The sequence below is a fragment of the Rothia sp. HMSC072E10 genome (genome assembly GCF_001813965.1).
Classification (GTDB): domain Bacteria; phylum Actinomycetota; class Actinomycetes; order Actinomycetales; family Micrococcaceae; genus Rothia; species Rothia mucilaginosa_A.
Map to the genome: position 1 here is coordinate 1 of NZ_KV814477.1, position 408 is coordinate 408.

The window sequence follows — 408 nt, forward strand, 5'->3', positions numbered from 1 at the left end:
TCCTCCACCGACACCGGCGACAAACCCCACGGATCCACCAACAAAACCGGGTTACCACCCACCAACGAGAACGGATCAGCACCCCAACCAGCACCCACCGGCGCAGCCATGGGATCGGGCGCGGTAAAGCGGCCCACGCGCGAATCCACCACGCGGGCACCCAACACCTCAAAACCAGTAGAACCCAGCACCACACCCGAAGCCACAGAAACACCAACCAGCGAATCCGGCAACACAGGCACACCACCAGCAGGAGCGCCCTGAGCAGAAGGCACAGCAGGCGCCACAACACCCAAAGAAGCCCAACCATACGGATCCAACAGGCCAGCACCAGAACCGGCACCAGGCACCAGCGAACCCACAGAAGGCATCGACGAGCCGCCCACACCCAGCACACGCGGAACAAAC

The 408-nt window shown here is 63.0% G+C and carries 1 protein-coding gene; it reads right to left on the minus strand.

Annotation, left to right across the window (positions count from 1 at the left end; translation table 11 throughout):
* A partial coding sequence (locus HMPREF2944_RS00385; RefSeq protein ID WP_141755708.1) for an RHS repeat-associated core domain-containing protein occupies positions 1 to 408 on the minus strand: 408 nt, incomplete at both ends.